This window comes from Acinetobacter sp. 226-1 (genome assembly GCF_030329325.1).
In the GTDB taxonomy this organism is placed as follows: domain Bacteria; phylum Pseudomonadota; class Gammaproteobacteria; order Pseudomonadales; family Moraxellaceae; genus Acinetobacter; species Acinetobacter sichuanensis.
This window is the reverse complement of sequence record NZ_JACANU010000001.1, coordinates 88,349-114,842: the sequence shown is the minus strand read 5'-3', so window position 1 is coordinate 114,842 and position 26,494 is coordinate 88,349. Positions and strand designations below refer to the sequence as shown.

Sequence of the window (26,494 nt, the reverse complement as noted above, 5' to 3'; positions counted from 1 at the left end):
TTTATAAAAATTTGTACTCTATTTTTATAGCTAAAAAATATACTGAAATTGGTTGTCATTGGTAACAGAAACGTAACGGTATGTAACCAATGTTTTTGATTTATAAATAAAAAGCCACCTAAAAGGTGGCTCCAATCCATAGTGATCAATCACTATGCATTCAACGATTAACCAAGTTTTTTAGTTACATAGTCAATTGCTGATTGAACAGTTGTGATTTCGTTAGAATCTTCATCAGGAATAGTGATGTCGAAGTCATTTTCAAAAGACATTACAAGTTCAACAAGGTCTAAAGAGTCAGCACCTAAGTCATCCATAAAAGATGCCTCATTTTTGATCTCTTCAGCTTTCATACCTAATTGTTCTGCAACAGCTTGTTTAATGCGTTGTTCGATATCGCTCACAGGAATTCTCCTCATTGCTTGTGGCGGCTTTTAATTGCCGATAGTTTAATTGAATATTGAATTTTTTCAAAGTTAATACATGACATTAAGCCATGTATAACCCACCATTTACGTGTAATACTGTACCAGTGATGTAACTTGCTTTATCTGAAGCCAAAAAGCTCACAGCATTTGCAATATCTTGTGGCTCACCAAAACGATTTAAAGCTACTTGATCGCTCATTTTTTTGCGAATATCTTCACTTAACTGTTCAGTCATTTCTGTTGCAATAAAGCCAGGTGCAATACTATTAACCGTGATTTGGCGACTGCCCATTTCTTTTGCCAAGCTACGGCTGAATGCCTCAATTCCTGCTTTAGCAGCAGAATAGTTTGCCTGACCTGGATTTGCAAAATGTGCAACCACAGAGCTGATATTAATAATGCGACCAAAACGCGCTTTAGTCATACCCTTTAATACACGTTTAGATAAACGGAACACAGCTTTTAGATGAATATTTAAAATATCATCCCAGTCTGCCTCTGACATACGTAATAATAAGTTGTCTTTCGTAATACCAGCATTATTTACCAGCACCATAACTGAACCATATTTTTGTTCAATATCAGATACTAAGGCATCAATCGCATCACCATCACGTACATCTAAAACGGCACCTGCACCATTTTCTGCAAAAGTTGCAGAAATTTTATCTGCACCAGTTTCAGAAGTTGCAGTACCAACCACAAAATAACCGTCTAAAATAAGTTGTTGAGCAATGGCTGCGCCTATTCCTCGACTTGCACCTGTCACTAATGCGACTTTGCGTTCTTGTGTCATGCAATTTTTCCTTCTGCCACTAAAATGGCATTCAGTGCATCTTCCATGCGACTTTGTGTGTCAATTGGGAATGCTTTTTCAATGTTTGGTAAACGTTTTGCAAGATTTGCAAGAACATTACCAGGACCACATTCTGCTACATACTGAATACCTTGATCTTGTAGGTATTGCATTGTTTTTGTCCACTGGACTGATTCATACAGTTGCGCAGTTAATGCTTGACGTAAAGCTGTTACATCACGAGCAATTGCTGCGTTGACATTTTGTATTACAGGAATACTTGGTAGCTCAATGGCAGTTTGTTCCAAAGCTTGTGCAAACTGTTCAGCCGCAGGTTTCATTAATGAACAATGTGATGGAACAGATACAGGAAGTGCTATTGCTTTACCTGATTGCTCTTTTGCTTGCGCCATGACTTCTTGCACCAGTGCTGCTGCACCTGCAATAACTACTTGACCATTTGCATTATAATTTGCAGCCTCAACAGAACCTTGCCCTGTTTGAGAAGCAGCTTGACACAGTGCAACCACTTGAGCATCTTCTAGCCCTAAAATAGCTGCCATCGCGCCTTCACCTTGTGGTACAGCCGATTGCATTAGCTGACCACGTAAATGAACTAATTTCGCTGCATCTGCTAATGAAATTGCATTTCCTGCAACCAAAGCGCTGTATTCACCCAATGAATGACCTGCTAGATATTTAGGTGCAACCCCACCTAAATCCAACCATACACGCCACATTGCAACACTTGCTGTAAGCAAGACAGGCTGAGTATTTTCCGTTTGGTTAAGACCTTCACCACTTTGGGCGATATTCCATAAATCAAAACCAACAGCTTCTGAAGCTTCTGCAAATGTTTCTTTTACTACACCAAACTGCTCTGCCAATTCAGCGAGCATACCTACTTTTTGTGAACCTTGCCCAGGAAACAAAAAAGCAGTCTTTGTTGCTTGAGCAGCTTGCTCCAGTCGTTTAGCAGACATATAAAAGTCCTTTCTTCATTTTCAGCTCGTTTCCGATGCGGCAATTTAACATTTAATTTAAATAATTTTAATTGCCAAATACAACAAAAAAACAAGACAAAAAAAGGGAGCATAATGCTCCCATTTTTTTCACCAAGCTTTCGCTTAATGCATCAACAATTATTCAGCATCAGCTGCTTTAGCGAATAATTGACGACCACGGTAGAAACCATCTTTAGTCACGTGGTGACGACGGTGAGTTTCACCAGTAGTTTGGTCTACAGTTAATGCATTCTCGGTTAAAGCGTCATGTGAACGGCGCATGTCACGGCGAGAGCGACTTTTACGGTTTTGCTGAACGGCCATGATGGCTCCTTACAAAGATCGAAAAAATGGATCAGAACAATTCGGTTGTCTTAACTCAACATTATAACACAAAATTTAGTTAAGTTTACCCTTTAAACTTGCTAAAACATCAAACGGATTATCCCGTTTTTCTTCAACAATGTCCTGATCAACTGGCTGATGTTTATGCTCACAAGCATCATGCTTAGGAGACATTGGTATCAACGTTATCAATTCATCTTCTATTAGAGAAAGTAAATCAGCAGTTGCAGGGGTATTAGTTGCGTAATCTCCCCGCGTTGTTGCTTCACTTTCGCCTAAGACGATGTAATCAGCATCCTCATCCAAGCGCTCTATCAGTGACTCATCATCGATTAAAGCTATATGGAAGTCTGAAACGAGTTCGATTTCAACGGCATCCAAACAACGTTGGCATTCCATTGGCGCTTTCGTTTCAACATGACCATCTAACCATACGATACGATGATACGCATCCATTGATAGTGTACAGTCTATAGTGATCAATTGATTATCAATTGACCCAACAGCTTCACGAGCGATACGAACAAAGCGAGACAATGGCAGTGTACCTGACCATGCAAAGCCCTGTTCAGCCCATTTAAACGGCTCAATCTGTGCCGGAAAGGTTTTTGCTGACATAATTAAGGCGGCAATTCTACAAATTCATCGGTACTCTGTCAAAGATTAAGATACAATTTTGTACTTATTTAGACAGATCATTTGGGTAATTTAAGTCATGCATCAGTTGCAGCCGCAACCTGAAGTCACCACTTCATTACAGTTAAACACTGATTTAACTTCAATTTCTTCTGAAAAACCAAGCCTTGTGCAACGTTTACAATGGTGTGATTTACAAACTGAAGTTCAACAGGTCGATTGGCTTATCTTACACTTTAATCTTTGGTTTTCCCACCTAAATGTGACACTTGTTCGTGGAGATTTTGAACCAGAATATTTTCCAGCAACAAAAAGTGAAGCAGCACGCATTCAATTTGCCCATGGTTATTTTAATAGCGCCTTACATGAAATCAGCCATTGGAGTATTGCAGGTGAGCAGCGTCGTTTATTGCCTGATTTAGGTTATTGGTATGCACCTGATGGGCGTACAGCCGAACAGCAAGCACTTTTTGAACAAGTCGAAGTAAAGCCCCAAGCCATTGAATGGTTATTCGCCAAAGCTTTTGGGCGAAAATTTCGTGTATCACTTGATAATCTTACAGGTGAAGGCGGCGATGGCTCATCATTTAAAGATGACGTTTTTAATCAAGTACAACGTTATTTTTCAGGTGAAGCTCAACTTCCTAGAGATGCAAAACATTTCATCGCATGCATTTGCACTTGTACTCGAAGTGGCAAAACATTACAAAGTCATGAGTTTCAACGTGAAATGCTTGATTAATTTACACAAATCAACATAGTGACCTTGCAAGCGCCTATTCAAGCAAGTGATAATGAATGAAAAATATTCAGGAGAGAACAATATGTTGCATTTAAGAGTACATCCTGACAATCCTCAACCACGCCTCATTAGTCAAGCCGTCGAACGTATTCGTGCAGGCGATGTTGTCATTTATCCAACCGACGCAGCTTATGCAATTGGCTGTCAAATTGGAAATAAAAATGCCATGGAGCGTATTGCACAAATTCGTGGCTTAGGTCCCAAGCATCAATATGCCATTATCTGTGCAGATTTATCCGATATTGCCACTTATGCCAAAGTCGATAATGCCATGTATCGCTTACTTAAAGCCAATACACCAGCAGTAACGACTTATATTTTACCTGCAACAAGTGAAGTACCTCGACGTTTAATGCATCCTAAGAAAAAAACGATTGGTTTACGTGTGCCAAGTAATACTGTCTGTCAGATGTTATTAAAAGAGTTAGGTGAACCACTGTTAACCAGTACTTTGATTTTACCGAATCAAGACCAACCTTTGGATGACCCTTTTGAAATTGAGCAACAGTTAGAAAAAAGAGTCAATGTTTTTATTGATAGCGGCTTAGGTACATTAACAACGACAAGCATTGTAGATTTATCAGGGGCAAATCCTGAAATCATCCGTCGTGGTGTGGGTGATGTCAGTGCTTTTGAATAAGCTGTTTTAAGAAATAATAAGTCTATGGTTTTGTTTTAATCTGAGCCGTTTTAATCTTAGCCAATATGCAAAACGTCCTTGAAGATGTAATGTGATTTATCCTGAACAGCCTTGGTATTTGTAATCAAATGCTGAGGTTATTTGGGATGAAAAAATGATCCTCAAATCAAAAACTTGAATGTTTTAAAAGTTGCTCAAATGGAAGCCTCTGCGCTTTCAACTCATATCATTGAGCAAGATATCTACATTTATGCTCACTTTCATTTGCTTTGAAATTTAAAATGCTTCAAACCTAAATCGCTTGATCATTATTCTCTGGTTTGCAAACGCTTTTTTTGCTGACCTTTTGCATCAAAATTTTCAGGATTAAGCCAATTTTCATAAGCAACTTGTATCGTTTGCCATTCTTCATCAAGAATCGAATACCATGCCGTATTACGATTATTACCTTTAGAAATACGATCTTGACGAAAAATACCCTCAAATTGAAAGCCAAAACGTAATGCTGCCTGTCTTGAGGGTTCATTTAAGTCATCACATTTCCATTCAACACGCCTAAAACCTTGCTCAAAACACGCTTTTAATAATAAGTAAATCGTTTCAGTTGCAGCAACACTACGTTTCATTTGATGAGAAAAATACACGTTCCCGATCTCGATCACTGCATGCTCAGAACGCTCATTCATCAGTGCAATCCAACCTAAAATCTTGCCTTCAACTTCAATCAAAAAATGTTTTGCTCCTGTAAAACCAAAATTTTTTTTCAACGCTTGTTCTAACTGAACTTGGAAGTTAAATGTCGAATATGGCAAATAAGTCCAACAAGCGTGATCTGGTTCACTTTCCATCGCTTTCCAAAGTGCTGAAAAAGCGGGCGTTTGTAAAACATCATTTTGAATAGGAAGTAGGCGTACATTGTTTCCTATTAAAATATTTTCTTGAAATTGTTTTGGCGTTTCTAGCGCTAGAGTTTTACCAATTTTTTGTCCAAATTCATTAACTTGGTGTTTTTGATAATTCAGCATTTTGATTTATTAACATGTAAAGGCTCTGAATTAATATGCCTGTTTTTTATAATTTTCTCTAGTCTATTTAAATATAATTATTGATCAAAAAATCGCACCATTATCACCATAAAAAATATTCCCTATTTATTTTCAGGTTTTTTTTGTTTTTATCACGCCAAGTAATTTATTCATTATGATTTTTCCATTAGAATAAGCACTCTTTATATTCAGTGCTATTCGAATATCACTTCATCTCCCTAAACGCTGAAAAGTGAACTCCCGAATCGCCTTAACATGCCTTTGAAAATTCGCGTGGCTAAAAACGGTAATGACTCAAATAGTCCATAATTCAATGGAATCGCTTCCACCCATTCGAATACTCGATGAGTGGCAAGATTCAATTCCTGAGGATTTATACATCCCTCCTGCTGCATTCGAAATTTTGCTTGATCATTTCGAAGGACCACTCGACTTTTTGATTTATCTGATTCAAAAAAATGGTTTTGATTTACTCCAGCTTGATATTGCACCAATCGCAACCCAATATTTAGCTTATATGGATAACATGAAATCACTGAATATTGAGCTAACAGCCGATTATATGGTGATGGCTGCATTATTGGCTGATTTAAAATCTCGCCTTTTACTTCCTAAACCCAAGGCAATCAATTTAGAACAAGACCCTAAACAAGCTCTAATTGATCGTTTAGAAACGTATTTAAGAATTAAACAAGCGGCTGAACGTTTGGGACAAATGCCGATTTTAGAAAGAGATATTTTCCCCGCACAAGTTTCAATCGGGCAAACAACAAGCGTTTATGAAGGCTATGAAGCAGAAATGCTACGTGATGCCCTGTATTGTATTTTTAATCGCCCAGAACCCATCATTCATAAAATTGAACACGAACCTGTATTACTTGAAGAGCGCATCGCTTACATTGAACAAATGGCAAAATCAGGACAAGTGTTAAATTTTGAAAGTTTACTAAAATCCAACCAAGGTCGAATGGGCAGAGTTGTCACTTTTATGGCAATCTTGGAGTTGACCCGTCAACAGAAGATTTTGATCATTTCTAGTGGGCACGATGCTCCGCTTGCAATTCAAGGAGCAACGACATGACCATCGACCATAATAATGTGTTTAATGTAGATGAACTTCATCACGAAGTTTTGATGCAAATTGAAGCCATTATTTTTGCAAGTGATGTACCCGTTTCCGTTGCTCGCCTAAAAGAAGCTTTTCAAAATCAATATTCTAAACAACAATTGCACAACTATTTGCAGCAATTGTCTGTATTACAACATGGTCGTTCGATTGAATTGATCGAAGTCTCTCAAGGATATCGTTTTCAGGTTCGTGCAAAATATCGAAATACCATTGCACAAGTTTGGCCTGAACGTCCAACCAAATTATCCCCGTCATTGTTAGAAACCATTTCAGTGATTGCTTACCATCAACCCGTGACCCGAGCTGATATCGAGCAAATTCGTGGAGTGACAAATAATAGTCAGATACTCCGAACATTATTTGAATGGAACTGGATTAAAGAGTCTGGTTTTAGAATGCTCCCAGGAAGACCTGCGTTGTTAGTTACAACGCCTCAATTTTTAAATGCTTTTGGTCTAGTGTCTTTAGATCAATTGCCTCCCCTACAGGATGCCAAGGAAGCTTTTATGGCATTAGATGCGCAAGCGTCTAAGTCTTAAATAGGTACACTGTTGATCAATTATTTCTAAGGTTATGCTGTCATGAGTGAAAAGTTGCAAAAGGTACTCGCACGAGTAGGATTAGGCTCTCGCCGTTATATGGAAGAAGTCATTGCTGCTGGTCGTGTGAGTGTCAACGGTCAAGTTGCTCAAGTGGGTGAACGTATTGAACCAACCGATGAGCTTCGCATTGATGGTCGTAAAGTTCAGTTTCAAATTGAAGATGAAATTCGTCGTCGTGTGTTAATTTACTATAAACCAGAAGGCGAAATTTGTTCACGTAGCGATCCTGAATCACGTCCGACCGTTTTTGATCATTTACCGCCTATCTCCAATGATCGTTGGGTCATGGTTGGACGTCTTGATATTAACTCAACAGGTCTATTGTTATTTACTAATGATGGTGAACTTGCAAACCGCTTAATGCACCCTTCTAACGAAATTGAACGTGAATATGCAGTACGTGTGATGGGCGAAGTGACTCCTGAATTACGTAAAAACATGCTCAATGGTGTTGTTTTAGATGATGGTCCAGCAAAATTTGAATCTTTCACTGAAATTGGTGGTGAAGGGATCAACCGTTGGTATCAAGTGGTTGTAAAAGAAGGACGTAATCGTGAGGTACGTCGTATTTTTGAATCACAAGGTTTAAAAGTTAGCCGCTTGTTACGTACTCGTTATGGTACCGTCATTTTACCACGTGAACTTCGTACAGGTCGTTGGGTTGAACTTGATAAAAATGATATCGACAACTTAGCAAAAGTCGTTGAACTTAAACCACGTCAAGGCACTGGCTTGTTTGGTATGGCAAAACGCCGTAATGAACGCCTGCAAGATAAACCAATGGCTGCTCGTCGCGGTGGTTATTTACGTCAACAACGTCGTGATACTGATGATCAGCATGATCAACAAGATCATTATCGTCAAGATCGTCCGAATAGCCGTGATCGCAATGATTTCCGTTCAGAGCGCCAAACTCCACGCTTCGAAGGTAATCGTGAACGTACTGGCAATTCTTTTAACAATCAAAACCGTGATGAAAATAAATTTTCACAACGTAAACCGTTTGGTTTAAAAAAAGGTTTTAACAAACCTCAATAATGTTTTGGTTTTTAAATATTAAACCACTATTTCTATAGTGGTTTTTTTATGGCTCATATCTATTGATGACAAGATAGAAAAACAAAGTTTACATCTACTTTGCTCCAATTTGACTCAGCCTCTCTATATACATGAGTAATTATTCGCTTTATGTCCGTAGTATGACACCAAGAGAATATAAATATCCCACTGAGCATATCGTCATCTTATTTCAATGGTTCATTACATCAATCATTCATGTAAGATCTTAAATCAACCTAACTAAAGTATGCGCTTCGCCATGTAGCTCATGATCAATCATTTTAGAAATCACCGCCCAATCCCCACCTGCAAGTCCTGCACCGATCAGCGGATAAGCAATACGCAAGCCTGAAAACTCAGACTTAATCGACTTAAAAACCTGTTCAATCGCAACATAGTCTGCTTTAATCCCACGCCCACGCCAATTGAACTGCGTATAAGCATTGATGATTACAAACTCAACCCCTTCACACTGAATCTTTGCCTGACTATAAGTGCCAAGTTTGCCACGATCTCCTGAAACGGTCTGTAAATCAGCCTGATAAGCTTCAGGAAATTTTTCTTTAATGGCTTTGGCAATGCCTGCACCCATGGTACAAAAACAATTGCAGCCATGCACAATCACATCAAACTGCCCCTGTTCTGCGAGTACAAGCAAATCACCAAACTGCTGTTTCATCTCTATTTCCGTAAAATCATGTACTGTTAAATTACAGGAATATCGATCCATTGACTATGTGGAAAATGTTTCGCCAAATATCCTTTTAAATATTCAGCTGTATCTTTGGAAATCAGTTCATCTTGCGATTGGTCTTTTAAATTATATGCCAATGCATACAATTCCAAACCACGACTTTTGAGTGCTTCCAGACTTAAAATGGTGTGGTTAATACTGCCAAGACGCCCTGAAGTCACCAAAATTACAGGCAGTTTTTTCTCAGCAACATAATCAATCGTAAGTAAATCTGTAGTGAGTGGCACCATCAAACCACCTGCACCTTCAAGCAATACAATTTCATATTTTTCTGCAAGTTGTGCTGTGGCATTTTCAATTTTCTGAAAATCAATCTCACGACCATCTATTTTCGTTGCGAGATGAGGCGATGCAGGATAAGTAAAAATTTCAGGCATAGTCAGTTTGCTTTCATCTTCAGGAAACCAGCCCATACCCATAATCTGACGATGCTGTTCAATATCTTCGGAAATGTCTACATTGCCCGTTTGAATCAGTTTTTGCGTGATGGTTTTTTTGCCTTGTTCATTCCACAATTTCGCCAAATAGCCCGTCGCGTAAGTTTTGCCAATACCTGTGTCGATCCCACTGACGAAATACACATTACTCATTTTTACATTCCTAATAACTAATCTACTGATGAGGTTGGGGATAAATTTCAACAATATGAGTATACTCTGACCATCTTTGATCGAAAGAATAATCAATACATAAATTGGGATAGGAACTTACAATTGCTTTATGTTCATTGTATGCAAAAGTTTGCTGACGATCTTTTGCAACTAAATCAAAGGTACTTACTCCTCGACCTTTCACAATTTTTATATTTTCAACAGAACCACATAGTTTTTGAATTGATGATTGCTTATTCATATAATTAGCCACTTCACCCGAAGCATATATAGATAAACAAATTGTTGAAACTATAACAAAAGATTGAAAGCCTGAAATTTCATCATCACGATTTAATTGCCAATAACCAATTAAAAAAAGTACAATTCCCGTAAACAAAAAAGTTGTAGCCCATTGATAATTATCAAATACATAAAACCCAACACTTCCCAATAGTTCATATATACCCACTTTCATCATATCATCAGGCGATAATTTTCGATTAGCCATATAATTTTGCCTAAAACGACTTCTATAAATACCTTATAAACATTATCATAGTTATCTTTCAACTCTACGTGCGATGCAATAAATCGGATGATAAGTCAATGGATACTGCGTTTGATCTGATTCATCACTCCATGAAAACTGTTGATAAGCCTGATAAAAATTCTGCAAACTTTGCTTCGTCCAACGAAAATTGGAAGCCGTTGCCGTAACCCCTGTGGCTTTTAAATGCTGTAACACTTGCTTGGGGTGTTCAAAGTTTAAATGAGAAATTTGCTCGGAAATATGTAGGATTTCAAAACCATTTTTTTCAAGTAAATGCTGAATATTTTCAATCGATAAATAATCCAAACCTTGCCCTGTTAAGGCTTTTATTTCCTGTAGATTTTTTTCACCAAAGCTCGAAAATGCCAAACAGGCTTGCGGATTTAAACTTTGACAGGCTTTTAAGAAAATATCATCTAAATTCTGTACCCATTGCAAAGCTGAACTTGAGGTAATTAAGTCTAAATGCTGTGGAAATTCAAGCTGTTCAATATCACCAATGAGATAACTGATTTTAGAATGGGTTTGAAAATGTTGCTGAATTTCAGGATACAGATCATTCAGTGTTAAATGATCAATCTGCATATTTTTAAGTAGTAAATGGCTGAGATTGCCTGAGCCACAACCGATTTCTAAAACATTTTCTACAGCATTTTTAAATAGTTCAGGGCAATATTGTTGAGTTAAATCAAATAAATGTTGTGCAATCTGTTTTTGTACAATTGCATGTTCGACATAACTTTGCCCTGCCTGTGCAAAACGCAAAGCCACTTGTGATTTATCTATTTTTGAATGATTCACGTTATTAATCACATGCTATTTACAATAAATCTATCAACTGATGAAGCTCAGTCTGCTGAATGTGTGCGGTCAATGAAATACGCAAGCGAGAACTATTTTGTGGCACAGTCGGTGGGCGTACAGGCATGATATAAAATCCTGCATCTTGTAAGGCTTTTGCTTTTTCTACAGTTTTACTCGATTCACCAATAATCACAGGCACAATATGCGAGGTCGAAGGACAATCAAAACCTTTGGCTTGAACGGCTTGCTGTAAATGTTGACTGATGCTGCGTAAATGCTGACGTTCAGTATTTAAATGCAGGACTTTTTTAAAGATAAAATCTGTCCATGCCATACAAATCGGTGGTTGTGCGGTACTGAAAATCAGCGGACGCATCGAATTGATCAGATAATCCCGAATGACTTGATGACAAATCAAATAACCGCCAATCGACGCCATTGCCTTACCAAACGTGCCAACTAAAAAGTCAATCTCATCCATCACGCCATATTGTTCAGCACAACCCAAGCCTTGCTCACCACGTACACCAATGGCATGCGCTTCATCGACATAAAGCATGACTTTAGTAAATTGCTTTTTAATCCTCACCAATTCGGCAAGATTGGTTTCATCCCCATCCATACTGAAAATGGATTCAGTGACAATGATGATCCGTTCAAATGAATTATCTGCATGATATTTCTGTAAAAGTTGAGTCAAATGCACCAAGTCATTATGGCGATAACGTACATATTTCGCAGTCGATAAACGGATGCCATCAATCATACTTGCATGAATCAGTTTATCAGCCAGAATCAAGGTTTTACTGTCTGCAAGTGCAGGTAAAATTCCAATATTCATGTGATAACCACTGTTAAATAACAGCGCAGAGCGACCATGAAATGCCTGACTTAAACTCGCTTCGAGCTGTTCATATTCAGCGAAATTTCCCGTCAACAAACGTGAAGATGACGAACTCATCCAACGCGCTGAATTTGGGTTTTCATCAAAAAATTGTTCACGTAGCTGAATGTTGGAAGCCAAACCCAAATAGTCATTGGATGCTAAATTCAACATCTTTTTATCATGAATGGTGATGTAGCGATCTTGCTGAATATTGGCTGTGAACTGACGTAAATTGCCTTGTTGTTTCAGTTGATCGAGCTGATTTGAAAAATGATCGAGCAGACTCATGCAGATTTCTCCAACTGTGCTACCACTTCAACCAATTGTTCTAACAAAGTTTTTAATTCATGTTCGGAAATAACATAAGGAGGCATCACATAGACCAATTTGCCAAATGGGCGAATCCAAATGCCACGGCGCACAAATTCCTGTTGTAAGCTTTTCATATCGACATTAAAGGTGAGTTCCACCACACCAATCGCACCAAGTACTCGTACATCCTTCACATAATCAAGCTGTGCAAGTGGTTGTAAATATGTAGATAATTGATTTTCAAGACGCTGAATATTGGCTTGCCAATCTTGGGAAATCAGTAATTCTGTACTTTTCACTGCAACTGCGCATGCCAATGGATTTGCCATAAAAGTTGGACCGTGCATAAACACGCCTGCTTCACCCCGACTGATGGTTTCAGCAATTTTTTGGGTGGTGAGTGTTGCCGATAATGTCATATAACCGCCTGTCAGTCCTTTGCCGATGCACATAATATCAGGTTCAATACCTGCCCATTCCCATGCAAAAAGCTTGCCTGTACGTCCAAAACCTGTGGCAATTTCATCAAAAATCATTAAGACATGGTATTTTTCACAGAGTAACTTAGCTTGACGCAAATATTCAGGATGGTAAAAACGCATACCACCTGCGCCCTGCACAATCGGCTCAAGAATTAAAGCGGCAATATTTTCATGCTGATCAACTAAAGTCTGTTCCAGTTCAGCAATATCAGTTTGATTCCATTCATCATAAAAACCAACTTGAGGCGCAGGTACAAAGAGTCGATTCGGCAAACTTGAACCAAAAATTTGATGCATGCCTGTGACAGGATCACACACGGACATCGCATTCCATGTATCGCCGTGATAGCCCGAACGTGGTGTGACAAAGTTGGTTTTATTATTTTTGCCCAATGACGTCCAATACTGCACCGCCATTTTTAAAGCGACTTCGACTGCAACCGAACCAGAGTCTGCATAGAAAATTTTATCCAGACTTGGTGGGGTAATTTTTAACAGTAATTTTCCAAGTTGAATCGCAGGATCATGGGTAAAACCACCGAACATAATGTGCGACATATTTTGCAGTTGATCCGTCACCGCCTGATTCAGTTCAGGATGATTATAACCGTGAATGGCGCACCACCAAGACGACATACCATCAATCAACTGACGCCCATCTTCAAGTTCAATGATTGCACCTTGTGCCCTTTTGACTTTAAAGGTCGGCAATGGGTTTGTCATAGATGTATAAGGATGCCAAAGATGTTGTAGATCAAACTGTTGATCACTTAATTCACTCAATGAATTAGCCAATACATCGGTCATCCTAAACTCCATTCCATTCGGTACAGCAAAAAATCTAATTTACAGATCTTAAACCTGTGCAGATTAAAATGAAATTGCGATTTTCACCAGTCACCCTGCAAATTATTCTATTTTTTGTAAATATTGGCAGATTTTGTCAGTTATATCTTCATAATGAAATACAGGACAGCCGTGAGAGCCGCTGATCAGCTCTGCTTGTAAAAACTTCGCATCTAATTTTTGCAGATTTTCGCAGACTTTGTAACTAACTAAGTAATCTTGCTTTGCCAGTAAATGATATTGCTTTCCTGTGTAATTTTTCAGGATGCTGACAAGATTTAATTGTTCCAAAAGTTTTAAACCTGCTTCAAGCAATTCTATTTTTTGTGCTTGAAGCAAACTTTGCAACATGATGAAATCTGCTTTGGTACTTTCCACACCCTGACAGACCATAAAACCAAATTTCTTTAAAGTCGCAATTGCATTGTTTTCAAAAGACTGTTTAAAGCTTTGAAATGTCATTTTTGGCATTGCTGTGTGCCATTGTTCATTTTCTACAAAGCAAGGATTAGAAGCTAAAGTGATCAGCACTTTTTGTTCATAATATTGTTGATCAATCTGATCGACCAATAAAGTAGCCAGTTGCCCACCCAATGACCAGCCCATGATCACATCAAAATCTTTGGCTTTTTCGACATGCTGTTGCAAAACATGCTGATCTAAAGCATTGAAAATATTCATCAGTTCAACCTGATGCCCTCTACTTTGCAAAGCCTGTTGAAGTGAGTTGAGCAGTTTCGTTCCACCGCCCCAGCCTGTAATGAGTAAGATTTTTTGATTCAAGGTAAACTCGAAAATATTGAAAAATTTGAAATAGTATAGACTCAAAATGATCATTCATTATTTTCCAAATCTACCAACAAAGTTGCTTTATAACCTCTTTCCCAGTTTTGTTTAAAAGCCTTATGCATCGCATCAATTAGAAAACTACTTTCCCTTCCAATTTGTTGTGCTTTGGCAATATCTTCGGCACGCATATAAGCAATCAAATAATCCTGCCCTTCCAATTCCACATGAAACCAAGACTCTACAAATACACCTTCCGCTTTAAGTGTTTCAATGGCTTCATTTTTTCGGGCATTTAACTCCGCTTGCCATGCTGCAACATTTGACATTGAATTGGATTTTAATCTGATCAGTACTGCACCAACGTCCATACGTTTCTCATTGTATTTATTTAAAAAAAATAGATCATAAAATGCTTTGCACTAAATACAAACATTTTAGTTTAGGTAGCCATCATAAAGTTTGTTAAGATCAAGACAGCCTAAAGATTGGAAAGCACCTATGATGAAATTCGTTAAACTCCTCAGTATCAGTCTACTTTCCATTTCTACTTTGGGCATACTCAGTCAGAGTCATGCTGAAAATTCAATTTTCTCAAAAGCTGATTCAGATCAAAAACAATGGGTTGGAAAACCGGCACCTGCATTTAAGCTACAGGATCAAAACTCAAAATGGCATCAACTGAGCCAATATAAAGGCAAATGGGTGATACTCTATTTTTATCCTAAAGATAACTCACCTGGTTGCACACAAGAAGCCAATGAATTTAAGTCTTTATATCCACAATTTATTAAAAATAATGCCGTGGTTTTAGGCGTAAGTCTGGATGATGTGCAATCACATCAAAAATTCTCTGAAAAACTTGGACTGAATTTTCCAATTTTAGCCGATGAAAATCATCAACTTGCTGAACAATTCGGTATTGTGCGTAATCTTGGAATTGTTAAAATAGCAAAAAGAGAAACTTTTTTAATTGACCCTCAGGGAATTGTGACCTATCACTATAGTAGTGTGAATACGCAAACTCATGCAGGGCAGGTTTTGGCGGATATTCAAAAGTTTGCTCAGAAATAGACACCTTATTCATCATAATTAAAGTTTTTATCATAGAGTCCATAATACAAAAACTCTAACTCTTTAATTGAAGCAATATAGGGAATCCCATCCTCAACTTGTTTGACATGCCACAATATAAAGCCATGTGTCCAATTTTTATATAAATTAAAACCATGATCGAGAGGCTCTTTTAATATATAGCCTATCGCAAATGGCGGAATCCATATTTCGGCAAGAACTCCTTCGCTATTCCAGCCACATGCTTTAAAGTTGTCTAAAATAAATTGGTAATTTTCTCCATACACTTCTTTTTCACATATTTTCAAATATTCAAGATGATCTATCCATTCAAAAGTATAGGTAAATAATGTCTTTTTCAGTGTTAAATAATCAAGTTGATCTTTAAGTAACATATCATCCTCAGGTAATTAATTTTTATACATGCTGACTATTATCAATTATTAGAATCAGTATTCAATGACAAAGCTTTTATGAGACTGATATAGATATAAAAAAAGCCCTTATACATTCATATAAAGGCTTTTAACATCAATTCGTTAAATACGCTGATTCAACTCACATTTGCGACTGAATATAATTAGGTAAACCAATTAATTCGATCAAACGCATTTGCTTTTCAAGCCAATAGGTATGATCTTCTTCAGTGTCTGACATTTGCTGACGAAGCATATCACGAGTGACGTAATCGCCCTTTTCTTCACAAAGCTTCACGCCTTGCGCTAATTTTTCACGCACATGATATTCAAGTGAAAGGTCTGCTTTTAAACAGGTTACAACATCAGTACCCACTTCGATCTCATCACGATCCATGTTTGGTGTGCCTTCAAGGAACAATACACGACGAATCAAAGCATCGGCATGTGCGCCTTCTTCTTGGCTTTCATGATCGATACGTTCGAAAATTTTACTTAAACCCCAATCTTCGTACATACGAGAATGAATTAAATATTGATCACGAGCAGCCAGTTCACCACCGATCAACATGTTTAGATAGTCTATAACTTCTGGATTGCCACGCATTTCAATTACTCCATACCCTTTTAAGACATTATGGACAAGTTTTGAGTACAATGCAAAAAATAAAATGTGTAAGTTTATGATTTTTATAAAATTAAAATGAGAAACATACGCATTTACAGTTCGTTTAATTAATTTTTCAGATAAAAAATAAGCGCTTGCATAGATTTACCTCTGCAATAACGTTTTTTTTGCTCTATAAAATGAAATTTTAAGATTTGTAACGATTACTAATGCTTCTTATTTCAAGAAATATAAAAGGAACTCACCACATTGCTCATTGACACAGAATCATTCACCCGCCAGATCACAACCCATTTAGACTCCCAAAAAAGCCTATTGCTCTTCTAGTCAATAGGCTCATTTAGCCTTTAAAAATCGAATGTTACGCCTAATTTATAAGTACGTGCTCCACCAACTAAAGCATAATTTTCATTAAACATGCCTTCCCAATACTTTTTGTCTGCAACATTGTCTACATTGGCTAAAAAGGTCGTTTGTACACCACCTAGTTTTGTTTTATAACGTGCCCCCAAATCAACAATCGTAAAGTCTGGTAACTCTAAGGTATTGGCATTATTCATATATTGTTTGCCCACATAGTTTGCACGTGCTGTCACATTGAGACCATCAACCAATGGAATTGCGTAGTCCAAACCTAAAGAAGCTGTCCACTCAGGTACGCCAAAAACAGTATTTCCTTCCACAGAAACACCCTTACTTAGACTCGCTTTGGTCAATTCAACATCGCTATACGCTACATTACCCATTAAGTTTAAGCCATGTCGCAACGCACCCGAAAAAGCCCACTCTACACCTCTTGAACGTGTTTCGGCGCCATCTGTTGTAATTTGAGTAAGCGTTTTATTTGTTGCATCTTGATAAGCTGTCGTTAATGTACTTGGTTTTTCAATTTGGTAAATAGATAACGTATTTAACCAAGTACCTTGTTGATACTTTGCTCCCATCTCATATTGTTTGGTTTGGAAAGGTGCAAAAGTGACATTATTATTGGCATCAGCCTCGTTATTAACCGTTGATCCCTCAGATAAGCCTTCAACATAACTTGCATAGAGTGATAAATTTTCACCAAATGGTTTCACCACAATACCCAAACTTGGTGAAACTTTGTCATCACTATAAGACGTATTTTTTTGTAAATTTTTAGTATCAATATCTTGATAACGTGCACCCAAGATCAATTGTAATTTATCTTCAAACATAGAGATTTGATCTGTTAGGGTATAACTTACATATTCATTGTCACCCAATGGCGCAGTGTTTGGTCGTGCTTCAGGCATATGACCTTGATCGCTTGGTGCATAAATATTGGTCTCAAATGTAACAGGAGTTGCTCCTTGACCTGTATGCTGACTGTATTTTCGTGTCAAATAGTCTGCTCTTAAAGCCAAAGTATGCTTGATTGCACCTGTATCAAATTTTGCCTCGAAACCTGTATTTGCTGCCGTATTATGCTCTTTTGAGGCAACACGATAATATTGTGAGCTAGCTGAACCGTCTAGATCAGTTACAATCATACGTGTACCAAATAGATGCCCTGCATATTGTTTTTCAATATAGCCAATACCTGCAAATGTTTTGAAATCAGGGCTAAAGTTATATTCTCCTGATAACCCTACAAAATTACTGACAGTTCCTCCTTGTAAATGAGGAAAATAATTTAAATCACCTTGAGGTGCTGACATTAATTGAGTCACACCCTTGCCTTTCGAATCTTTAACACCCATTGCAATCATCGCAGGTGAACCACCTGTACGATTATCTCGAATCGCATATGAGTCAAAATTTATTTTGACTTTATCAGTGGTGTAATCTGCCGCAATTGCACCTGAAATATGACGATCATCCATACCGTCAATAATATGTTCACCTTGACCATATACCGCATTTGTACGTAATCCGAACTCTTTATTTTCACCAAAGCGTCGAGAAATATCAAAACCTGACTGATAGTATCCGCCATCCTCCAAAGATGCTGAAACTTGGGTCAAGTCTTGGTTCGCTCGTTTAGAATTTGCAATGACGACACCACCAACACTTCCTGTAGGCGCCACACCTGTAACCAAAGCATTCGGACCTTTGAGTACAGTGACGGACTCTAAAAACTCTGTTGGAATGCGTCCATAAGGTGCTACTCCAAATAAACCGTTATATGCCATATCTTCATGATTTACATCGAAACCACGAATTTTAAAATTTTCGTTTAAGTGTCCTTGATTGGTTGTAATACGAATACTTGGATCATTTTTAAGGACTTCAGCAACTGTTGCGGCTTGCTGTTGTTGGATCAAACTTGTGTTGTAGGATGTCACGCTAAAAGGTGTATCGACTATTTTTTTCTCACCCAAGATACCTAAATTACTCTTTTGTTTAAGCTGACCCTGAGCAAAATTTTCATTTGTTTTCTGTTTTTGCGCTTGTAAAGTGACAGCTTCCAACACTTCGATATCTTCATCAGCCCAAACCATTGAGCTTAAAGTGCTCGTAATCATAGCAAGTCCGATTGAACTTACTAATACTTTTTTTGAAAACATAGCCACAATACTTTTAAACAAAAATGATAATGATTATTATATTCGTAATCACTTGTGTTATTTATTGTAATATTTAATGTTGATTTAAGTTTTTATTTACAATAACGATAATGAATATCATTTAACATCATCTTAATTTATCAATATATTACTGATGATCAAAAGTCATCATCACATATAAAAGACATAAAAAAGGAGAGCCAAAACTCTCCTCTATAGCACTTAAAAATTTATTGATACTGTTGTATAAACTCTAAAAACTCAGCTTCTGTCATCACTTTAACGCCTGCTTTTTCCGCTTTTTCAAGTTTAGAACCTGCTTTTTCACCTGCAACTAAGCACTTGGTTTTACTTGAAATACTGCCACTGACACGCGCGCCTAAAGCCTGCAATATTTGTGTTGCTTCTTCACGCCCCATTTGGCTCAGTGTTCCTGTGATGACCCAACTTTCACCATTTAATGGCTGACGACTCGGTGCAATTGGTGCATCCCAATGGATACCAGCCTCAATTAAACGATTAACAACCTCTAAATTGTGTTCGGCTTGGAAAAAGTCAGCAATCCATTCAGCCGTAATATCTCCCACATCAGGCGTTTTTTTCAAAGCCTCAACATCAGCCGCACGTAATGCTTCTAAAGTTTGGAAAGTATTGGATAACATGCGAGAAGTATTTTCACCTACTCCTCGAATACCTAAAGCAAAGATAAAGTTTGCAAAGGTCGTTTTTTTACTATTTTCAATAGAATCAATCAGGTTCTGTACTGACTTCTCCCCCATTTTCTCAATCGTCAGTAATTTCTCACGATGCTCATGTAGATGGTAAATGTCTGACACATCTTTGAGTAAATCTAGATGTAATAATGATTCTGCCCAACGATCGCCTAAACCTTCAATATCCATGGCTTTACGAGAAACAAAATGACGAATCGCTTCAATACGTTGTGCTGCACAATATAAACCACCTGAGCAACGTGCCAATGCTTCACCTTCAGGCATCACAACAGGTGAAGCACAAACAGGACAGCACTCAGGTAAAACGACAGGTATTGCGGTATCAGGGCGAAAATCCAACCAAACTTTTTCAACTTTAGGAATGACATCGCCACTACGATAAACACTGACTGTATCGCCAATACGTACATCTAAACGATGAATTTCACCAATATTATGCAAAGTGACATTAGAAATAGTCACACCACCAACTGCCACAGGATTTAAACGCGCTACAGGAGTTAATGCGCCAGTACGTCCAACTTGCCAATCAATATGATCGACTGTAGTTAATGCAGCCACAGCAGGAAATTTATACGCTGTTGCCCAACGTGGTTCTCGACTTAAAAATCCCAATTGTTTTTGTTGTTTTAAATCATTTACTTTAATCACCATTCCATCAATTTCAACTGAAAGACTTGGACGTTCTTGATTAATTTTTTCGTATGCAGCCTGTACATCTTGAATACTATCACAAACAAAATGCCGCTCACCCACCGCAAAACCAAGCTGATTTAACCAAGTTAAACTCTCTGACATGGTATTTAAGTGATGCATGGGTTCACACTGTGCAATTCCATACGCATAAAATGCTAATGGACGTGCAGCCGCTATATTTGGATCTAACTGACGTAAACTTCCTGCTGCTGCATTTCGTGGATTTGCAAAGGTTTTTTCACCCTTAGCTTCATTTTCAGCATTTAGTTTTTCAAAACCTGCTTTGGGCATCAATACTTCGCCACGAACTTCTAATAGTTCAGGAATAGCACTGGTATCACTAGACAAGATTTTAGGTAGATTACGAATGGTTTTTATATTTTCAGTAATTACCTCACCTGTTTCACCATCACCACGCGTCACACCACGTACCAAAACACCATTTTCATACCAAAGTGAAATTGCTAAACCATCAAATTTTAATTCAACATCATATTGAATTTGCTGATTAGGTAGGCGCTCTTCTGCACGACGTGCAAATGCAAAAAGTTCCTCTTCATTAAATACATTACCCAGCGATAACATGGGCACAGTATGTGTCATATTTTCAAATTTGGAGAGTGCCTGTCCACCCACTTTATTGGTGGGGGTATCTGCCTGTATACAATCAGGATATTGTTCTTCTAAAGCTTTCAATTGATGAAAAAGTTGATCATATTCACTATCAGTAATACTAGGCTGATCCATCACATAATAAGCATGATTGTGTTGAGCAAGCAAATTAATAAGTTGGCGCATCTGAGAAATTACGGCTATGTTATCCATATTGTTTTCACCATATAACAAAAGGCGAAAAGTCCGCCCTAAATAAGTTTGATGCCAATTATAAATGAATTTTGTTTCTGGATATAAGCAAATGCCACAACTGCACGACAAAAATTGTCGCTAAAATCATCGAAGTCGAGCGCTGTATTATTTCAACTCCGTCATTGTCGATATTTAAAGAATTATTGACTGATGTTACGCATTGGATTTAAATTAAATAGCTGAAAAAAAGCAAAAGTTAAATTTACATGACGGGGTCTTACATCTAAAGTTTAAATTTAGGATCAGCCACTGCGTCTTGCGCTTCGTCAAAGTATACTTTAACTTGCTCAGGCTCGACCTACTCTTACGAAACGATGTTTCTCATTCGGCAAAATGAAAAGCGAAGCTTTGCAAGAAAACCATCTTGCGGAGCGTTGCTCCTCACCGCAAAACTCGTCAACCACCGCAAATTGATAAATACATCGCAGAAACATTTCTACCCAAAGTAGTCCTGCCTCAAACACGTTGCGGATGACGTTTCCGTGTATCCACATTTTTCTAGCTCCAAAGTTTAATTTGAGAGTTACTGCGTAACATCAGTTATTGATATAAAAAAACCTCATCAATCGATGAGGTTTAAGTCATTTACAAACCAATAATTTGCTTTATGCCTCTTGTTCAGAGCGATAATCAATGGCTTTATGGCGCCAATGTTCTTTTAGCTGTGGCGTAAATTCCAAGTTGTTCTCATCATACACTGTGCCATCGACTTCACGTGCAATCAAACCTGCAATGCTTGCCATGGTATCGAAACCTTTTTGCACATTACTATGCGGTAAAGCCAAGAAAAATGCTAAACCTTTCACTTGCTCTGCCGATAAGGTTTCTAAATCAAAACCTGCTGGACCTTCATCCGTAATTCGCAACACAGAAAACATTAATGGGCTTGGTTCATCAATATTATCATAACGATGAAAACATGAAAGTTCGCCAAAACGTAAGCCATATTTCAATAAAACTTTCAGAGTTTTATCTCCTGAAAGTGCTTTACGTGGGTTTGGATAAACATTTAAAGCAATAATACTTTCTGCATTTGCTAATGTACTTTCATCATCAAAACGCTGCTGCTCATGTAAATGCACATCTAAAATACTACTTTCTTCATCGAACTCTTTGATTTCAGCAGTTTCAATATTTGGATTTAAACTAAATTCTTCTGTTGCAGTTGATGTTTTAACTTCAGTTGATTGAGTTTCATCCGTTTTCAATGTGCTGATCACTTCTGATGACTGCTCAGGCTCAGCTGCTTTCACTTCTGTCACTTCAGCTTTAACTTGTTCAGTTGTGACCGTTGTTTTTTCACTGACTGTTTCTACAGGTACAGCAACTTTCTCAGATTTTGCTTCTTCTGCAACCGAAGTTGCGTTTAAAGTATTTAAGTCTGGTTCTACGCGTGCTGCTTCTTTTGGCGGATCGGCTTGGAGTTGATCACGAACATGACGTGGTATAACAGGCTGATTACTTTCAGAATTAATATGTAATTCTGACTCTAAAGAAGGTGCTGCATCATCTGATTTGCGTAATACCATTCTTAAACCAATAAGAATAATAATGACTGCAACAACAATCCCAACGATTGTGGTGATTTCCATACTACGACTCCGCGGCTAAACCGTATTCTTTTGCCTCTTCCAAATTCACAGTGACGAGTTTTGATGTTCCCGGTTCGGGCATCGTCACACCCAGCAAATCGGTTGCCATCGTCATTGCAACTTTATTATGCGTAATGTAAATGAATTGTACTTGTTCAGAAAGCTCTTTTACCAAATTACAAAATCTTCCTACATTCGCATCATCTAATGGTGCATCTACTTCATCAAGTACGCAAAATGGCGCTGGATTTAATCTAAAAATAGAAAATACCAATGCTAAAGCAGTGAGTGCTTTTTCACCACCTGACAATAATGCCAGTGAACTGTTACGTTTACCTGGTGGACGTGCCATTAATTTAACACCCGATTGCCAGTCATCTTCAAGACTTAAACTGGCTTCACCACCATTAAACACCTTTGGAAAAAGATGTTTAAGTTCTGCATTCACTCGATCAAAAGTGCCCATAAATAACTTTTTAGTTTCTAGATCAATGCTCTTCATCGCATTTTTAAGTTGATCTACTGTATTTTCTAAATCTTGCATTTGATGTGTCAATGCTTCATGACGCTCAAATACTTCTAAATATTCTTCTGACGCTGCTAAATTTACCGCTCCTAACTTATCAAACTGGCGTTGCGCTTTTTCTAAGTTTTGCTGATGTACAACCAGATCTAGCGTTAAGCCCTGTTTCACTTTGGCATTTAAGGCATTTAATTGTTCAGAATAATGTTGAAAATCTGACTTCGCGACTTGCCATGCTAAACGCTTCTCTTCTAACTGAGTACGCAATTTTTCATCATTTTGTTGATGTAAATGGCGAGTTTCTGTCAAATTTTGTTGTTTAGTTTGTACATTATTCAGCTCAGTTTGCCATTCCTGCCATGTTTTCTGAAGCTGATCTGTATGTTTTGCTTGCGCTGTACATTCAGTTTGCAAACTTGGCAACTCAAGTTGAATCGGATCAATCTGCTTTTTCGATTGTTCTATTTGTAACATAACTTGCTGATATTGTACTTTTGAAAAGTTCATATCCTTTTCTAACAGTTCAATTTTCTGCTTATTTTGCTCTAAGAAACGACGGGTTGCTTCGAAGTTATGTTGTTTATGTTGAGAAGATTGCTGCTGCGTTTCAAGCTTTTCATTCAATTCATCAAGTTTAAATTGTGCAGTTTTATATGTAGGTAAATTATGTTCAAGTTTTAAAATCAATGCATGCAAATCAATATCTAAATCATCTTTTTGCATAGCATCTTCTTCAAGCTGCTCATCAAACTGTTGTAATTGTTGATTAAGTTGTACTTTCTGTACTTCAAATGCCTGTACAACACTTTGTTGTTTTGCAATTTGCACATCTAAATGTTGTCGCTGCTTTTGTTGAACACCAAGCTGCTCTTGATTTGTTTGTAATTGTGCTTTGCATTCATTCAACTGCTGTTGTGACTCAGAAATTAAACCTTCAACTTCTGTATATTGAACACCCAACTCCACTAAGCTTTGTTCAATCTCCTCCAAACGTAAGCGATGACTGAGTGCACCTTGTGCAGCTTGGCTTGATTCGTCAAACAATAAACCAATCACCCAGTCTTGCCCGACATGATAAGCATCCAATGTTAGTATGCTTTGTCCAACTTTCAACTGAGGCTGTAAAGTTAAGGCTTGAGGTAAATTTTCAGCAATTGCGACCTGCTGCCACATTGAAGACTGTGGAAATTCAATCCAATCTGCTAAACATATCAAATTTTCAAGCTGTATTTTTTCTAGATGGGTCGTTGCTTTTAACTGACGTGCTAAATTTTCCTGAAAAGAATGTTGCGGGTCAACAAACTGAGCCGACAACCATTTTGCCAAGAATTTTTCGATCAGATTTGCATACGTTTTTCCTTGCGCATTAAGCTTTAAGTTTTGCATCAAGGACGTCGCATTATTATCTTGCAGCTTTGAACTTTTAACCAATAATTGATTTAAGTTTTTTTGCTCCGACTGTAAAACCTGAATCTCAGATTTTAATGTTGCATATGCTGTTTTATGCTGATTATATTGTTCTTGTTGTTGCTCTAAAGCCGCTGTTTGCTGCCGAATAAGTTCTTCCAATTCAATAATTTGCTGTTGCTGATATACTTTTTCATGTTCAAGCTGTATGAGGTCTTGCTGTTCAAATTGCTTCTGAACTTGCTCAGTTTGCTGTTTAAAGCTTTGTTTCTGCTGCTCCAATCGAGTGATATTTTTATTTAAATTCTCAATTTGCACCTGCATCTGTGCTTTTTGTTGCTGTTGTTTTTCAACTTGTGCTTTGATCTGTTCAAAGTGTTGTTGTGCTTCAACCTGCTGTGCTTTTAAGTCAGTATAATTCTGCTGACTTTGCTGTGTTTCTGCATTTAAATTTTGCAGCGTTTCTGTCTGTTCTTCAACTTGCTCAAAGAGTGTTTCTAACTGTAATTCAAAGAGTTGAATACGCTCTTTTGTTTGGGATTTTTGCTGTTCTAGCTGCTCCAACATTTCTGTATTTTGCTGTAAAATATTATTTTTTTGCTCTAACTTCATGTGCAACTCAGCACGCTTTTTCTCTGCTGCTTGCCATTCTTGTTGCAAAGGTGAAGACTGCTGAATAAGGCGTTGAAATAAATCATTCGTTGCTGCTAAATCATGTTCTAAAGTGGTCAAATCTGAGCGAACTAATTTAAAACTTTCTCCAACTTCATTCATTTCTATGGAATATTGTTCTTGTAAGCGTGAACTTTGTTCGCATTGAAAAGACAAAATTTCAATTTTTAATGTTCGTATTTCTGTTTCTAAGGTTTTGTATTGAACTGCTGACTCAGATTGGCGTTTCAATGTTTTTAACTGTGCTTGTAATTCACTAGAAATATCCTCTAAACGTTCTAAGTTTTGTGAGGTATGTTCTAAATGTTGCAATGTTTCTTTACGGCGTGCTTGATAACGCGATACGCCTGCTGCTTCTTCAATAAAAACACGCATTTCTTCAGGTTTAGCATCGACCAAACGATTAATCATGCCCTGTTCAATAATGGCATATGAACGTGGTCCTAATCCTGTTCCTAAGAAAATATCAGTAATATCACGACGGCGACATTTGGTACCATTTAAGAAATATTCAGACTTCCCATCGCGGTTCACCTGACGACGTACAGCAAGTTCAGAATACGCATTATATGCGCCTCCTAACTTTCCATAAGTATTTTCAAAACGTAGCTCAACACTTGCCATCCCCACAGGTTTACGTTTCGTTGTTCCTGTAAAAATGACATCTTGCATGCTGCCACCACGAAGTTGACGTGCACTTGACTCACCCATCACCCAACGAATGGCATCAATGACATTTGATTTCCCACAACCATTGGGACCAACCACTGCTGTACGATTTGCTTTAAATTGTAGAGTTGCACTATCTGCAAAAGACTTGAAGCCAGAGAGTTTTAAGCTGCTTAAACGCATAA

Annotated in this window: 26 protein-coding genes; 6 read left to right on the top strand and 20 right to left on the bottom strand. The window is 37.7% G+C overall.

Features of this window, described 5'->3' with window-relative positions; translation table 11 throughout:
* Positions 1-167: 167 nt before the first annotated feature.
* The 5 genes from acpP to HX124_RS00555 all read right to left on the bottom strand — a co-directional run bounded on the left by acpP (position 168) and on the right by HX124_RS00555 (position 3,191).
* On the bottom strand, positions 168-404 hold the full coding sequence (gene acpP / locus HX124_RS00575; protein ID WP_065994154.1) for an acyl carrier protein: 237 nt from the start codon (positions 402-404) through the stop codon (positions 168-170).
* An 85-nt stretch (positions 405-489) separates the two neighbouring features.
* Entirely contained in the window at positions 490-1,224 is a 735-nt protein-coding gene (fabG, locus tag HX124_RS00570) for a 3-oxoacyl-ACP reductase FabG (protein WP_107009491.1), read from the bottom strand.
* Positions 1,221-2,207 (bottom strand): ACP S-malonyltransferase, encoded by a 987-nt coding sequence (gene fabD / locus HX124_RS00565; RefSeq protein WP_286381626.1) that lies wholly within the window; start codon positions 2,205-2,207, stop codon positions 1,221-1,223. The genes fabG and fabD overlap by 4 nt, the downstream gene beginning before the upstream one ends.
* Positions 2,208-2,366: 159 nt before the next feature.
* Positions 2,367-2,552 carry a 50S ribosomal protein L32 gene (rpmF, locus tag HX124_RS00560; RefSeq protein WP_004723964.1) on the bottom strand — a complete coding sequence of 62 codons (186 nt, stop codon included), beginning with the start codon at positions 2,550-2,552 and terminating at the stop codon, positions 2,367-2,369.
* Positions 2,553-2,627: 75 nt separating this feature from the next.
* On the bottom strand, positions 2,628-3,191 hold the full coding sequence (locus HX124_RS00555; protein ID WP_286381625.1) for a YceD family protein: 564 nt from the start codon (positions 3,189-3,191) through the stop codon (positions 2,628-2,630).
* A 97-nt stretch (positions 3,192-3,288) separates the two neighbouring features.
* On the opposite strand from HX124_RS00555, the gene HX124_RS00550 reads away from it, so the two are divergent.
* Positions 3,289-3,951, top strand: a complete 663-nt coding sequence (locus HX124_RS00550) for an elongation factor P hydroxylase (protein ID WP_107009494.1) — start codon at positions 3,289-3,291, stop codon at positions 3,949-3,951.
* Between the two features lie 82 nt (positions 3,952-4,033).
* Positions 4,034-4,651: an L-threonylcarbamoyladenylate synthase gene (locus tag HX124_RS00545; RefSeq protein ID WP_286381624.1), complete on the top strand. Its 618-nt coding sequence runs from the start codon at positions 4,034-4,036 to the stop codon at positions 4,649-4,651.
* Positions 4,652-4,959: 308 nt separating this feature from the next.
* On the opposite strand, the gene HX124_RS00540 is transcribed toward HX124_RS00545, so the two are convergent.
* Positions 4,960-5,676 carry a GNAT family N-acetyltransferase gene (locus HX124_RS00540; RefSeq protein ID WP_286381623.1) on the bottom strand — a complete coding sequence of 239 codons (717 nt, stop codon included), beginning with the start codon at positions 5,674-5,676 and terminating at the stop codon, positions 4,960-4,962.
* A 310-nt stretch (positions 5,677-5,986) separates the two neighbouring features.
* Between HX124_RS00540 and HX124_RS00535 the strand changes: the two genes are divergently transcribed.
* The 3 genes from HX124_RS00535 to rluB are packed head-to-tail and all read left to right on the top strand — an operon-like array spanning position 5,987 to position 8,466.
* A complete protein-coding gene (locus HX124_RS00535) occupies positions 5,987-6,778 on the top strand; it encodes a segregation and condensation protein A (protein WP_107009497.1) in 792 nt (263 codons plus the stop codon).
* On the top strand, positions 6,775-7,365 hold the full coding sequence (scpB, locus tag HX124_RS00530) for an SMC-Scp complex subunit ScpB (protein ID WP_286381622.1): 591 nt from the start codon (positions 6,775-6,777) through the stop codon (positions 7,363-7,365). The genes HX124_RS00535 and scpB overlap by 4 nt, the downstream gene beginning before the upstream one ends.
* 42 nt (positions 7,366-7,407) lie before the next feature.
* Complete coding sequence (gene rluB / locus HX124_RS00525) at positions 7,408-8,466, top strand: 23S rRNA pseudouridine(2605) synthase RluB (RefSeq protein ID WP_286376329.1); 1,059 nt, start codon at positions 7,408-7,410, stop codon at positions 8,464-8,466.
* Between the two features lie 247 nt (positions 8,467-8,713).
* Here rluB and HX124_RS00520 read toward each other — a convergent pair whose 3' ends face one another.
* The 8 genes from HX124_RS00520 to HX124_RS00485 all read right to left on the bottom strand — a co-directional run bounded on the left by HX124_RS00520 (position 8,714) and on the right by HX124_RS00485 (position 14,871).
* On the bottom strand, positions 8,714-9,166 hold the full coding sequence (locus tag HX124_RS00520) for a macro domain-containing protein (protein ID WP_286381621.1): 453 nt from the start codon (positions 9,164-9,166) through the stop codon (positions 8,714-8,716).
* A 26-nt stretch (positions 9,167-9,192) separates the two neighbouring features.
* Positions 9,193-9,831, bottom strand: a complete 639-nt coding sequence (gene bioD / locus HX124_RS00515; protein WP_286381620.1) for a dethiobiotin synthase — start codon at positions 9,829-9,831, stop codon at positions 9,193-9,195.
* Positions 9,832-9,853: 22 nt separating this feature from the next.
* Complete coding sequence (locus HX124_RS00510) at positions 9,854-10,342, bottom strand: hypothetical protein (RefSeq protein ID WP_286381619.1); 489 nt, start codon at positions 10,340-10,342, stop codon at positions 9,854-9,856.
* 51 nt (positions 10,343-10,393) lie between these two features.
* Positions 10,394-11,185, bottom strand: a complete 792-nt coding sequence (gene bioC, locus HX124_RS00505) for a malonyl-ACP O-methyltransferase BioC (protein ID WP_286381618.1) — start codon at positions 11,183-11,185, stop codon at positions 10,394-10,396.
* A 19-nt stretch (positions 11,186-11,204) separates the two neighbouring features.
* On the bottom strand, positions 11,205-12,362 hold the full coding sequence (locus HX124_RS00500; RefSeq protein ID WP_286381617.1) for an 8-amino-7-oxononanoate synthase: 1,158 nt from the start codon (positions 12,360-12,362) through the stop codon (positions 11,205-11,207).
* Positions 12,359-13,675, bottom strand: a complete 1,317-nt coding sequence (bioA, locus tag HX124_RS00495; protein WP_286381616.1) for an adenosylmethionine--8-amino-7-oxononanoate transaminase — start codon at positions 13,673-13,675, stop codon at positions 12,359-12,361. Before bioA ends, HX124_RS00500 begins: the two co-directional genes overlap by 4 nt.
* Positions 13,676-13,777: 102 nt before the next feature.
* A complete protein-coding gene (locus tag HX124_RS00490; RefSeq protein WP_286381615.1) occupies positions 13,778-14,497 on the bottom strand; it encodes an alpha/beta hydrolase family protein in 720 nt (239 codons plus the stop codon).
* A 50-nt stretch (positions 14,498-14,547) separates the two neighbouring features.
* Positions 14,548-14,871 carry a DUF6176 family protein gene (locus HX124_RS00485; RefSeq protein WP_286381614.1) on the bottom strand — a complete coding sequence of 108 codons (324 nt, stop codon included), beginning with the start codon at positions 14,869-14,871 and terminating at the stop codon, positions 14,548-14,550.
* 133 nt (positions 14,872-15,004) lie between these two features.
* On the opposite strand from HX124_RS00485, the gene HX124_RS00480 reads away from it, so the two are divergent.
* Positions 15,005-15,574 carry a peroxiredoxin gene (locus tag HX124_RS00480; RefSeq protein ID WP_286381938.1) on the top strand — a complete coding sequence of 190 codons (570 nt, stop codon included), beginning with the start codon at positions 15,005-15,007 and terminating at the stop codon, positions 15,572-15,574.
* A gap of 5 nt (positions 15,575-15,579) precedes the next feature.
* On the opposite strand, the gene HX124_RS00475 is transcribed toward HX124_RS00480, so the two are convergent.
* From HX124_RS00475 to smc, 6 genes are all read right to left on the bottom strand, one after another.
* Positions 15,580-15,969, bottom strand: coding sequence for a hypothetical protein (locus tag HX124_RS00475; RefSeq protein WP_286381613.1), 390 nt, complete (start codon positions 15,967-15,969; stop codon positions 15,580-15,582).
* Positions 15,970-16,132: 163 nt separating this feature from the next.
* Positions 16,133-16,597, bottom strand: a complete 465-nt coding sequence (gene ftn, locus HX124_RS00470) for a heteropolymeric bacterioferritin subunit Ftn (protein WP_286381612.1) — start codon at positions 16,595-16,597, stop codon at positions 16,133-16,135.
* A 368-nt stretch (positions 16,598-16,965) separates the two neighbouring features.
* Entirely contained in the window at positions 16,966-19,155 is a 2,190-nt protein-coding gene (locus HX124_RS00465; protein WP_286381611.1) for a TonB-dependent receptor, read from the bottom strand.
* 224 nt (positions 19,156-19,379) lie between these two features.
* The gene (ligA, locus tag HX124_RS00460; protein ID WP_107009508.1) at positions 19,380-21,404 is read right to left on the bottom strand and encodes an NAD-dependent DNA ligase LigA; all 2,025 of its coding nucleotides are present in this window, start codon (positions 21,402-21,404) and stop codon (positions 19,380-19,382) included.
* Positions 21,405-22,051: 647 nt separating this feature from the next.
* Complete coding sequence (locus HX124_RS00455; RefSeq protein WP_107008187.1) at positions 22,052-23,038, bottom strand: cell division protein ZipA C-terminal FtsZ-binding domain-containing protein; 987 nt, start codon at positions 23,036-23,038, stop codon at positions 22,052-22,054.
* A 1-nt stretch (position 23,039) separates the two neighbouring features.
* Positions 23,040-26,492: a chromosome segregation protein SMC gene (gene smc / locus HX124_RS00450; protein WP_286381610.1), complete on the bottom strand. Its 3,453-nt coding sequence runs from the start codon at positions 26,490-26,492 to the stop codon at positions 23,040-23,042.
* Between the last annotated feature and the right edge of the window lie 2 nt (positions 26,493-26,494).